This is a genomic window from Microcella sp., assembly GCF_030645145.1.
Classification (GTDB): domain Bacteria; phylum Actinomycetota; class Actinomycetes; order Actinomycetales; family Microbacteriaceae; genus Microcella.
In genome coordinates, this window is the sequence record NZ_JAUSMI010000137.1 from 1 (window position 1) to 11080 (window position 11080).

Below are 11080 nucleotides of genomic sequence, written 5' to 3' on the forward strand. Positions count from 1 at the left end.
CTCGAGGCCGCGACCCTGCAGAACCGCGCCCCCGACCACATCCTGCTCGCCGGCCCTCCCGGGCTCGGCAAGACGACGCTCGCGATGATCGTCGCGCACGAGGGCCAGCGCCCGCTGCGCATGACGAGCGGGCCGGCCATCCAGCACGCGGGCGACCTCGCGGCGGTTCTCTCCTCGCTCGTGCCGGGCGAGGTGCTGTTCATCGACGAGATCCACCGCATGGCGCGGTCGGCGGAGGAGATGCTCTACCTCGCGATGGAGGACTTCCGCGTCGACATCATGGTCGGCAAGGGCGCCGGCGCCACGAGCATCCCGCTCGAGCTCGCCCCGTTCACCCTCGTCGGCGCGACGACCCGCTCGGGCCTCCTGCCGAACCCGCTGCGCGACCGCTTCGGCTTCACCGCGCACCTCGAGTTCTACGAGCCCGCCGAGCTGCATCGCGTCCTGGAGCGCGCGGCCGTCCTCCTCCGCCTCGACATCGACACGGATGCTCTGCGCGAGATCTCCGGGCGCAGCCGCGGCACCCCGCGCATCGCCAACCGGCTCCTGCGCCGCGTGCGCGACTTCGCCCTCGTCCACGGCGGGCGAGCGGACACGACCGCCGTCCGCGCCGCCCTCGACCTCTACGACGTCGACGAGCAGGGGCTCGACCGCCTCGACCGCGCCGTCCTGCACGCGATCGTCGACCGCTTCGACGGCGGGCCCGTCGGCCTCTCGACGCTCGCCGTCTCGGTGGGCGAGGAGGCCGAGACCATCGAGGCGGTCGTCGAGCCCTTCCTCGTCCGGACCGGGCTCATCGCCCGCACTCCTCGGGGGCGCGTCGCGACCGCCGAGGCGTGGCGGCACCTCGGGCGCGAGCCCCGGTCGGCCTCCGCCGATGACCTATAGTTATGCGAGGCTGCGCGGGAGCATCCTCTTGCCGCCGCCCCTCTGACACCGCGCTCGCGGCAGACGTCCCCGAAAGGCTCACCACCCCCATGGACCCGTTGACTCTCGTCATGCTGGCCGTTCTGGCCATGCTCATCTTCTTCATGTGGCGCAACTCGAAGAAGCGCAAGGAGGAGATGGCGAAGCTCCAGGACTCGATGGTGCCCGGCGCCGAGGTCATGACCAACTTCGGCCTCTTCGGCACCCTGCTCTCGATCGACGAGGAGAACAACATCGCCGTCATCGAGACGAGCCCGGGCAACGCCGTCAAGGTGCACCGCCAGACCCTCGCGCGCGTCGTCGACGAGACCGAGGCCGCCTCGGACGACGAGTCCGAAGCCGAGCAGGGCGTCGTCGCCGACGCCGATGCGACGCCCGACGCCCCCGGCAGCGCCGCCAAGAACGACTGACCGAACCTCCCGCGCCGCATGCGCACCGCCCCACCGGGCGGTCGTGAGCGTGCGGCCAGCAGAAATGAGTACTTGAGGTGGCACGAAGCACACCCGAGCGCAGAGCGCTGCGCTCCCTCGCCTGGCTCCTCGTCATCATCATCGCCCTCATCGGCGGCAATGCGGCGAGCGTGCTGTGGAACGAGGGATCCTGGACGCCGCGCCTCGCCCTCGACCTGGAGGGCGGCACGCAGCTGACGCTGACGCCGCAGCTCTCCTCCGGCCAGAGCGTCTCGCAGGAGCAGCTCGACCAGGCGGTCGGCATCATCCGCCAGCGCGTCGACGCCGCGGGCGTGAGCGAGTCGGAGATCAACACCCAGGGCGGGCAGAACATCGTCGTGTCGATCCCCGGCACGCCCGACGAGGCGACGCTCCAGCGCATCCGCTCCTCGGCGAAGCTCGAGTTCCGCGCCGTGCTCACGGCCGACCTCGCCTCCTCCAGCACCATCGGCGAGGAGGGCACCGAGGGCGACCCGAGCGCGAGCCCCAGCCCGAGCGCCCCCTCGGAGGAGCCGAGCGCCGCACCGACCCCGACGGCGTCGCCCACCGATGCGAGCGACCCGAACTGGATCACGCCCGACCTCCAGGAGCAGTTCGACGAGTTCGACTGTTCGACGGTCACCGACAGCGGCGCCAACGTCGCCCCCGAGGACGAGCCGCTCGTGACGTGCGAGGCCGACTCCTCGCTCAAGTACATCCTCGGACCGGTCGAGGTCACCGGAGCCCGGATCGCCGACGCGACGAGCGGGCTCATCCAGTCCTCCACCGGCGTCAGCACGAACGAGTGGGGCGTGTTCCTCGAGTTCGACGGCGAGGGCACCGCGCAGTTCCGCGAGGTCACCGAGCGCCTCGTCGCCCTCCAGGGCGTGCGCAACCAGTTCGCGATCGTGCTCGACGGCCAGGTCATCAGCGCGCCGCGCACGATCAGCGCGATCACCGACGGCAAGCCGCAGATCTCCGGAAACTTCACGCAGGAGAGCGCGGAGACGCTCGCCGACCAGCTCAAGTTCGGCGCCCTGCCGATCGGCTTCGAGCTGCAGTCGCAGGACCAGATCAGCGCGACGCTCGGCGTCTCGCAGCTGCAGAGCGGCATCATCGCGGGCCTCATCGGACTCGTGCTCGTCGTGCTCTACTCGCTGCTGCAGTACCGCGCCCTCGGCGGGGTGACGATCGTGTCGCTCATCATCGCCGGCATCGTGACCTACCTGCTCATCACCTACCTCTCCAACCAGCAGGGCTACCGGCTCTCGCTCGCGGGCGTGGCGGGTCTGATCATCGCGGTCGGCGTCATCGCGGACTCGTTCATCGTGTACTTCGAGCGCATCCGCGACGAGCTGCGCGACGGACGCAGCGTCGACGGCGCCGTCGAGGCCGGATGGAAGCGCGCCTTCCGCACGATCCTCATCTCCGACGTCATCAACGTCATCGCGGCGGTCGTGCTCTTCGTCCTCGCGATCGGCAACGTCCGCGGCTTCGCCTTCACGCTCGGCCTCACGACGCTCGTCGACCTCCTCGTCGTCGCTCTCTTCACCCACCCGATGATGCAGCTGCTGGGTCGCACCTCGTTCTTCTCCGGTGGGCACCCGCTCAGCGGTCTCGACCCGAAGGCGCTCGGCGCGGTGTACCGCGGCCGCGCGCAGTTCCGACCGTCGGCCGCGGTGAGCGCGACCAAGCGCGCATCGTCGAGCCGCGAGGCCCAGCGACGCCAGACCATCGCCGAGCGCAAGGCCGCCGAGCAGAGCGGCGAGGGGAAGGACGCCCGATGAGCAACTTCACATCGTTCGGCAACGATCTCTACACGGGCGCGCGCTCGTTCGACTTCGTCGGACGCCGCCGCACCTGGTACCTCATCGCGGCCATCGCCGTGATCCTCGCGATCGGCCTCACCGCCCTGCGCGGCGGGTTCCTCTTCGGAATCGAGTTCCGCGGCGGCTCCGAGTTCCGGGTCTCCCAGGTCGCCGAGGCGTCGGAGGACACCGCGGCGACGACCGAGACCGCCTCCGCGGCCGTCGGCGAGATCGTGGCGGGCTCGAACACGCGCGTCTCCGTCGTCGGCGGCGACTCCGTCCGCGTCCAGACCGAGCAGCTCACGCCCGAGGAGACCACCGACGTCGCGCAATCGCTCGCCGACGCGTTCGAGGTCGACCCCGCGCAGATCAGCACGAGCTTCATCGGAGCCACGTGGGGCGGCGACATCACCCGCCAGGCGACCATCGCCCTCGTGGTGTTCCTGCTGCTCGCGAGCCTCGTCATGGCCCTGTACTTCCGCACCTGGAAGATGGCCCTCGCCGCGATGGTCGCGCTCGTCCACGACCTCGTGATCACGGCGGGGATCTACGGCATCTTCGGCTTCGAGATCACCCCGGCCGCCGTGATCGGGTTCCTCACGATCCTCGGCTACTCCCTCTACGACACCGTGGTCGTCTTCGACAAGGTGCGCGAGAACACGGGGGAGGACGGGCTCGAGTCGCGACGCACCTTCGCGCAGTCGGTCAACCTCGCGGTCAATCAGACCCTCGTCCGCTCGATCAACACCTCGATCGTCGCGAGCCTGCCCGTGGTCTCGATCCTCCTGATCGGCGCGCTGCTGCTCGGCGCCGGCACGCTCTTCGACATCGCGCTCGCGCTCTTCGTCGGAACGATCGTCGGCACCTACTCCTCGATCTTCCTCGCGGCCCCGCTCTACGTGCACCTGCGCGAGAACGAGCCGGAGGTCAAGAAGCAGGGAGGCCGCGAGAAGCGCGCTGTACCGGAGTCCGGCGCCGTCCGCTGAGCAGGGCCCGCGTAGAATCGCGACGGGGAGGCCGCCGATGACGGATACGACGCAGAACACGGCGACCCTCCGCGCGCTCCTTCCCCGACTGTTCTCCCGGGCTCAGCCCGTCGGCGGCTTCGAGGGCCTCGTCAAGACGGTCAGGGCCCAGCACCCGAAGGCCGATATCGCCCTCCTCGAGCGCGCCTACCAGACGGCGGAGAAGGCCCACCGGGGCCAGACCCGCAAGAGCGGCGAGCCGTACATCACGCACCCCGTGGCCGTCACGCAGATCCTCGCCGACCTCGGTATCGGGGTGAAGACGCTCGCGGCCTCCCTCCTGCACGACACCGTGGAGGACACTCCGTACACGCTCGATCAGCTGCGGGCCGACTTCGGCGACGAGATCGCGATGCTCGTCGACGGCGTCACGAAGCTCGACAAGGTCAAGTACGGCGACAGCGCGCAGGCCGAGACGGTGCGCAAGATGATCGTGGCGATGTCGAAGGACATCCGGGTGCTGCTCATCAAGCTGGCCGACCGGCTCCACAACGCCCGTACGTGGGGCTTCGTGGAGAGCGACTCGGCGCGGCGCAAGGCGCAGGAGACGCTCGAGATCTACGCGCCGCTCGCGCACCGGCTCGGCATCTCGACGATCAAGTGGGAGCTCGAGGACCTCTCGTTCGCGGTGCTCCACCCGAAGATCTACGTCGAGATCGAGAGCCTCGTCAAGAACCGGACGCCCGAGCGCGAAGCGTTCGTGCAGCAGGTCATCGACGCGATCACGAGCGACCTGCGGCAGTCGAAGATCAAGTCGCAGATCATCGGTCGGCCGAAGCAGTACTACTCGATCTATCAGAAGATGGTCAACCGGGGCCGCGACTTCGAGGAGATCTACGACCTCACCGGGATCCGGATCCTCGTCAACACGATCCGCGACTGCTACGCCGTCCTCGGCGCCGTCCACGCGCGCTGGAACCCCATGCCCGGGCGGTTCAAGGACTACATCGCGACGCCGAAGTTCAATCTCTACCAGTCGCTGCACACGACGGTCTTCGGCCCCGGTGGCCGCCCGGTCGAGATCCAGATCCGCACGCACGAGATGCACCAGCGCGCCGAGTTCGGCGTCGCCGCGCACTGGAAGTACAAGGAGCGCATGAACTCCGGCCGCGGCGCGGTCGAGCAGGGGCGCAGCGACACCGACATGGCGTGGCTCGCGCACATCTCCGACTGGCAGGCCGAGACGAGCGACCCCGGCGAGTTCCTCGACAACCTCCGCTACGAGATCGGCGCGAAGGAGGTCTACGTCTTCACCCCGCAGGGAAAGGTCATCGGCCTGCCCGCCGGCGCCACGCCCGTCGACTTCGCCTACGCCGTGCACACCGAGATCGGCCACCGCACGATGGGCGCCAAGGTCAACGGCCGCCTCGTGCCCCTGGAGAGCGTGCTCAACTCGGGCGACACCGTCGAGGTGTTCACCTCCAAGAACCCCGACGCGGGCCCGAGCCAGGACTGGCTCAACTTCGTCACGAGCACCCGCGCTCGGTCCAAGATCCGGCAGTGGTTCACGAAGGAGCGCCGCGACGTGGCCATCGAGCAGGGCCGCGACGCGATCGCGCGCGCCATGCGGAAGCAGAACCTGCCGCTGCAGCGGCTCATGACCCAGGACTCGGTCGCCGAGGTCGCCTCGCAGCTGCGGTACGAGACGGTCGACGCTCTGTACGCCGCCGTCGGCGAGGGGCACGTCTCGACCCAGTCGGTGCTCGAGAAGATCGTCGCCGGCCTGCACGTCGACGCCGAGAGCGACGACGAGCCGTTCGTCGTGCCGACGCGCGGCCGCACGCCGGTTCGGACGAGCGACTCCGGGGTCCTCGTCCGCGGTGCCCCGGACATCCTCGTGAAGCTCGCCAAGTGCTGCACCCCGGTGCCGGGCGACGAGATCGTCGGCTTCGTGACCCGCGGGACGGGCGTGAGCGTCCACCGCGGCGACTGCACGAACGTCCAGTCGCTCCTCGCGGAGCCCGACCGCATGATCGAGGTCGAGTGGGCGCCGACCTCCAAGAGCCTCTTCCTCGTGCAGATCCAGGTCGAGGCGCTCGACCGCAGCGGTCTGCTCTCGGATGTGACGCGCGTGCTCTCCGAGCACCACGTCAACATCCTCTCGGCGAGCGTCAACACCTCGCGCGACCGACTGGCGCTCAGCCGATTCGTGTTCGAGATGGGCGACGTCACGCACCTGGACCGCGTGCTCAACGCCGTGCGGCGCATCGATGCCGTGTACGACGTCTACCGCGTCAGCAACGGATAGCCGACCCGGGCACCCCGACCGGCGCCTGCGTCGCGCTCGACGAGCTCCCGAGCCGCGCGCAACCGCTCACGAGCCCGTCGACGGCCCGCGGCGGCGGGACGGCGATCGAGAGCCGACGCGACGACCTCCTCCGTCATGCCTCCGATGGCGATGCCCGAGGCGAGCAGAGCGATCAGGTCGTCGCGCTCGTCGAACCGGGCGAGATCGACGAGCGTGCGCTCCGGGCTGGTGATGCCGAGCCCCGCGAGCTCGTGCACCTCGTCCGGCTCGATCGAGACCTCGCGCACGCCGAGAGAGCGGCGGAGCTCCGAGCCGATGCGCGCCGTGAGCGGCACGCAGAGCCGGACGCTCGCGCAGTCGTGCGTCCACCCCCAGACCCACGCGGCGCTGCGACCTTCGAGGATCGTGCGCGCCGGCACGCGCCGAGCGAGGCTGGATGCTCGCGCAGCGGCGGTGTCGGGGGAGTCGGTGACGAGGAACGCGTCTCCGAGGGTTCCGAGCTCGCCGTCGAGCTGGGCGGCGCGCAGCTCGACGGCAGGGAGGTGGCGATCATCGAGGACGAGGGGCAGGCGCGGAGTCATGCCGGGGAGCATGGACCGTCGCCGGCGACGACCCCGTCGCTGACGCCGATCGGTGGAGAACCGGGCGACGAGCCCGCCCTGGGGAGAACTCAGCGCAGAGCAATCAGCGGAGCGGGCTCAGCGGTCGACCGCGGCGAGCCACGCCTTGCGCGCCTCGAGCGATTCCTCGAGCTCGGCGACGCGCGCCGAGTCCTTCGCGCCGCGGGCCGCGGCCAGATCGGCCTCGAGAGCGGCGATCGCGTCGTGCAGCTGGGCGGCGAGGCCCTGCGAGCGCGCCTTCTTCTCGGGGTCGTTCTTCTGCCAGTGCTCCTCCTCGAGCGCCTTGACGGCCTGCTCGATGCGGCGGAGGCGGTCCTCTACGACCTTGACCTGGTCGCGCGGGACCTTGCCGATGGCGTCCCAGCGGCGCTGGATGTTCGTGAGGGTGTTGCGCGCGACGACACGGTCGGTGGCCTTCAGGAGAGGCTCGGCCTCGGTGAGGAGCGCGAGCTTGGACTCGAGGTTCCCGGCGAACTCCTCGTTCTCACGCGCATCGACCTCGGCCTTGGCGGCGTAGAGGACGTCGCCCGCGGCCTTGAACGAGGCCCAGAGGGCGTCGTCGAACTTCTTGCCCGCACGCCCGGCGAGCTTCCACTCGTCGAGCAGACGGCGATAGGCGGGGATGCCCGCGGTGCCCTGGCCGGCGAGGGCCTCGGCCTTCGCGACGAGCTGCTGCTTGCGGGTCTTCGCCTCCTTGTGCTCGGCGTCGAGCCCGGCGAAGAACGCCCGGCGGTGGCCCTCGACGGTGCTGCGGGCTGAGCGGAAGCGCTTCCAGAGCTCGTCCGCCTCCTTCTTCGGCAGTCGCGGACCGTTCTGCTGGTGGTCCTTCCACTGCGCGAAGAGGTCGTCGAGCGTCGCCGACACCTGCTTCCACTGCAGCGAGGACGGGTCCTTCGCGGCGATCGCCTCGGCGGCGGTCACGATCGCGGTGCGCTGCTCGACGGCGGCCGCGACGGCCGCGCGCTGCTCGGCCTGCTGCTCCTCCGTGAGCTTCTCGACGGTGCCGCTGAGCGCCGCGAGGCGCGTGCGGAGGGCCTCGAGGTCGCCGACCGCGGCCGCCTCCTCGAGCGCCTGCGTCAGGTGCGTGACGGTCTTGGCGACGTCGGCGGCGGGGGCGCCTCCTTTGGCGCGCTGCTCGACGAGGCGGACCTGGCCCTCGAGCTCGGAGAACTTGCGCGTGAAGTAGGCGAGCGCCTCCTCGGCGGAGCCGTCCGGGTACTGGCCCACGGCGCGCTCGACGCCCCGATCGGTCACGTAGACGGTGCCGGTCTCATCGACCCGGCCCCACACGGTCGTCTGCTCATTCACTGCCACGGTGCATCATCCTCATCGACTGCGTCCGACGGCCTCGGTGGTCGGACGGCTGTTCAGCATATTGCACCGGGCCGACTGGCCATCGGGCGGGCGGACGCGCGGACGTGATCCTTACTCGATCGTGATCGAGGTGATCGTCCCCGCGGTCGCGGGGCGGCCATCCGATGCCCCGCCCTCGACGCCGCCCGCGACGACGCCCTCGACGAGAGCGTCGAGACCGCCGGTGATCTCGCCGAGGACGGTGTAGCCGCCCGCCGCGTCGGAGGGGATCGTCGACTCCTCGTAGACGATGAAGAACTGGCTGCCCATGCTCGCTCCGTCGCCGCCCTGGCGCGCCATCGCGAGCGTGCCGGCCGGGTAGACATCGTCGGCCGGGGCGTTCTCGATCGGACCGTAGCGGTAGTCGGGGCCGCCCGTGCCGTCGCCGACCGGGTCGCCGCACTGCAGCACGAAGATCCCCTCGGTCGTAAGGCGGTGGCACGTGAGGCCGTCGTAGAAGCCGTCCTGCGTCAGCTGCACGAACGAGGCGACGGCCTGCGGCGCCGCCATGCCGTCGAGAGTCAGCTCGAGCGGGATGCTCTCGTTGATCGTCATCGTGCCCGACCACTCGCGGAACTCGCTCAGCTCGGTCGAGGGCGGCTGCGCGCCCTCGGCGTCGGGGCTCGCGCTCGGCGAGGCCGACGGCGAGGCGCTCGTCTCGGGCTCCGGAGCGCCCGGGCCCGACGAGAAGTAGACGATCTGCCCGATCGTGGCGACGGCGGCGATGACGACGAGCGCGATCACGGCGCCGACGTTGTCGCGCACCTTCCGAGCGGTGCGCGACTCATGCAGCGTCTGCCGCGCCTGGTACCGGCGCAGGCGCTCGCGCGCCTCCCGCTCGCTCGTCGACGAACTGCGTGCCACTCGGGCCTCCTCGAGGTCGATTTCCGTGGGGAACTCTAGTCGAGCGCGGCCCCGGCGCCGGACGCCTGCGTCGGCGGGCGGCGCTAGTCTCCTTCGCATGGATGCTCGCCCCGGGCTCGGCTCCGCCGCGGTCCCCCTCGCGGTGCGCATGCGACCGACGCGCCTCGATGAGGTCGCGGGCCAGTCGCACCTGCTCGGCCCCGGCTCGCCGCTCGTGAGCCTCGCGCGTGACGACGGTCGCGCGCCGAGCGCCGTCTCGGTCATCCTCTGGGGGCCGCCGGGCACGGGCAAGACGACCCTCGCGCAGGCGATCGCCCGGCAGTCGGGCCGCCGCTTCGTCGAGCTCTCCGCGATCACGGCGGGCGTGCGCGACGTGCGCGAGGTCATGGAGCGCGCCCTCGCCGACCGCGACCTCTACGGCTCGTCGACCGTCCTCTTCCTTGACGAGATCCACCGCTTCACCAAGGCGCAGCAGGACGCCCTCCTGCCGGGCGTCGAGAACGGCTGGGTCATCCTGATCGCGGCGACGACCGAGAACCCGTCTTTCTCGGTCATCGCGCCCCTCTTGAGTCGCTCGCTCCTGCTGACCCTCGAGCAGCTCTCCGACGACGACCTCGGCACCCTCGTCGACCGGGCCGTCGCCGACCCCCGCGGGCTCACGGGCGCCGTGAGCCTCGACGCCGCGGCGCGCGAGGCGATCGTGCGCCTCGCCTCGGGGGATGCCCGTCGCGCCCTCACGGCGCTCGAGGCGGCCGCGCAGTCGGCGGCGAGCGATCGCGGCTCGAGCGAGGGCGAGAGCGAGACCTCCGCCGAGCATCCGGTCATCACGGCGGAGATCGTCGCCGCGGCCGTCGACCGCGCCCTGCTGCGCTACGACAAGAACGGCGACGAGCACTACGACGTCATCAGCGCCTTCATCAAGTCGATCCGCGGCAGCGACCCCGACGCGGCGCTGCACTACCTCGCGCGCATGATCGAGGCGGGGGAGGACCCGCGCTTCATCGCCCGCCGCGTCATCATCTCCGCCTCGGAGGACATCGGCCTCGCCGACCCGCAGGCCCTCCCCATCGCGGTCGCCGCCGCCCAGGCCGTGCAGCTCATTGGCATGCCCGAGGGGCGCATCCCGCTCGCCGAGGCCGTCGTGTACCTCGCGACCGCTCCCAAGTCGAACGCCGCGTACCGCGGCATCGACGAGGCGATCGCGGATGTCCGATCGGGGCGCCTCGGTCGCGTCCCGAAGCCCCTGCGCGATGCTCACTACCCCGGGGCCAAGCGCCTCGGGCACGGGAAGGGGTACATCTACCCGCACGACGAGCCCATCGGCGTCGTCGAGCAGCAGCACCTTCCCGACCCGCTCGTCGGCACCGAGTACTACCGGCCGAGCGAGCGCGGTCACGAGCGCGAGATCTCCGCCCGACTGGAGAAGCTGCGCGCCATCGTGCGCGGCCGCCGTGGCTCGGGCGACTGAGCCGCCGTCTGCTAAGCTCTACCGGCCCGTCAGATATGGGCACACCCTCCCTCGCAGTCTCCACCGGAACGCCTCGGCGTGCGTCCGGACCGGACGGAGCGGTGTACGTCCGTGAGCCGCGACAGTCGCGGCCACGAGCATGGAAGGAAACCGTGTCCACCAAGTCACGCACCCGCAGCAAGACCCGCCTCTCCCGCGCGCTCGGCATCGCCCTCACCCCGAAGGCCGCCAAGTACCTCGAGAAGCGCCCCTACGCTCCGGGCGAGCACGGCCGCACCAAGCGCAAGGCCGACAGCGACTACGCCGTCCGTCTGCGCGAGAAGCAGCGTCTCCGCGCCC

At 70.7% G+C, this 11080-nt stretch carries 9 protein-coding genes and 1 pseudogene; 7 read left to right on the forward strand and 3 right to left on the reverse strand.

Annotation, left to right across the window (positions count from 1 at the left end):
- From ruvB to Q7T15_RS09405, 5 genes are all read left to right on the forward strand, one after another.
- Positions 1 to 888 (forward strand): Holliday junction branch migration DNA helicase RuvB (ruvB, locus tag Q7T15_RS09385; RefSeq protein ID WP_304695600.1); only part of this gene is annotated, 888 nt, incomplete at its 5' end.
- 110 nt (positions 889 to 998) lie between these two features.
- Positions 999 to 1337 carry a preprotein translocase subunit YajC gene (gene yajC / locus Q7T15_RS09390; RefSeq protein WP_304695602.1) on the forward strand — a complete coding sequence of 113 codons (339 nt, stop codon included), beginning with the start codon at positions 999 to 1001 and terminating at the stop codon, positions 1335 to 1337.
- A 77-nt stretch (positions 1338 to 1414) separates the two neighbouring features.
- Complete coding sequence (gene secD / locus Q7T15_RS09395; protein WP_304695604.1) at positions 1415 to 3142, forward strand: protein translocase subunit SecD; 1728 nt, start codon at positions 1415 to 1417, stop codon at positions 3140 to 3142.
- Positions 3139 to 4149, forward strand: a complete 1011-nt coding sequence (secF, locus tag Q7T15_RS09400; protein ID WP_304695607.1) for a protein translocase subunit SecF — start codon at positions 3139 to 3141, stop codon at positions 4147 to 4149. Before secD ends, secF begins: the two co-directional genes overlap by 4 nt.
- Positions 4150 to 4186: 37 nt before the next feature.
- Positions 4187 to 6436: a bifunctional (p)ppGpp synthetase/guanosine-3',5'-bis(diphosphate) 3'-pyrophosphohydrolase gene (locus Q7T15_RS09405; RefSeq protein ID WP_304695609.1), complete on the forward strand. Its 2250-nt coding sequence runs from the start codon at positions 4187 to 4189 to the stop codon at positions 6434 to 6436.
- Here the strand turns inward: Q7T15_RS09405 and Q7T15_RS09410 are convergent.
- The 3 genes from Q7T15_RS09410 to Q7T15_RS09420 form a co-directional block, all read right to left on the reverse strand.
- Positions 6415 to 7017: a hypothetical protein gene (locus tag Q7T15_RS09410; protein ID WP_304695611.1), complete on the reverse strand. Its 603-nt coding sequence runs from the start codon at positions 7015 to 7017 to the stop codon at positions 6415 to 6417. The two genes, Q7T15_RS09405 and Q7T15_RS09410, sit on opposite strands and share 22 nt — an antisense overlap.
- A 117-nt stretch (positions 7018 to 7134) precedes the next feature.
- Positions 7135 to 8370 (reverse strand): DUF349 domain-containing protein, encoded by a 1236-nt coding sequence (locus tag Q7T15_RS09415; protein ID WP_304695613.1) that lies wholly within the window; start codon positions 8368 to 8370, stop codon positions 7135 to 7137.
- Between the two features lie 111 nt (positions 8371 to 8481).
- The gene (locus Q7T15_RS09420; RefSeq protein ID WP_304695615.1) at positions 8482 to 9273 is read right to left on the reverse strand and encodes a peptidylprolyl isomerase; all 792 of its coding nucleotides are present in this window, start codon (positions 9271 to 9273) and stop codon (positions 8482 to 8484) included.
- A 97-nt stretch (positions 9274 to 9370) separates the two neighbouring features.
- Between Q7T15_RS09420 and Q7T15_RS09425 the strand changes: the two genes are divergently transcribed.
- Together Q7T15_RS09425 and Q7T15_RS09430 are read left to right on the forward strand one after the other, a co-directional pair.
- Positions 9371 to 10741, forward strand: coding sequence for a replication-associated recombination protein A (locus Q7T15_RS09425; RefSeq protein ID WP_304695617.1), 1371 nt, complete (start codon positions 9371 to 9373; stop codon positions 10739 to 10741).
- A gap of 152 nt (positions 10742 to 10893) precedes the next feature.
- Positions 10894 to 11080, forward strand: a pseudogene (locus Q7T15_RS09430) (30S ribosomal protein S4); the annotation flags it as partial.

What these genes read in the sequence shown, in the direction of transcription:
- secF (WP_304695607.1), top strand. Translation starts at nt 3,139, where the DNA reads ATGAGCAACTTCACATCGTTCGGCAACGATCTCTACACGGGCGCGCGC.
- Q7T15_RS09405 (WP_304695609.1), top strand. Translation starts at nt 4,187, where the DNA reads ATGACGGATACGACGCAGAACACGGCGACCCTCCGCGCGCTCCTTCCC.
- Q7T15_RS09410 (WP_304695611.1), bottom strand. Translation starts at nt 7,017, where the DNA reads ATGACTCCGCGCCTGCCCCTCGTCCTCGATGATCGCCACCTCCCTGCC.
- yajC (WP_304695602.1), top strand. Translation starts at nt 999, where the DNA reads ATGCTGGCCGTTCTGGCCATGCTCATCTTCTTCATGTGGCGCAACTCG.
- Q7T15_RS09425 (WP_304695617.1), top strand. Translation starts at nt 9,371, where the DNA reads ATGGATGCTCGCCCCGGGCTCGGCTCCGCCGCGGTCCCCCTCGCGGTG.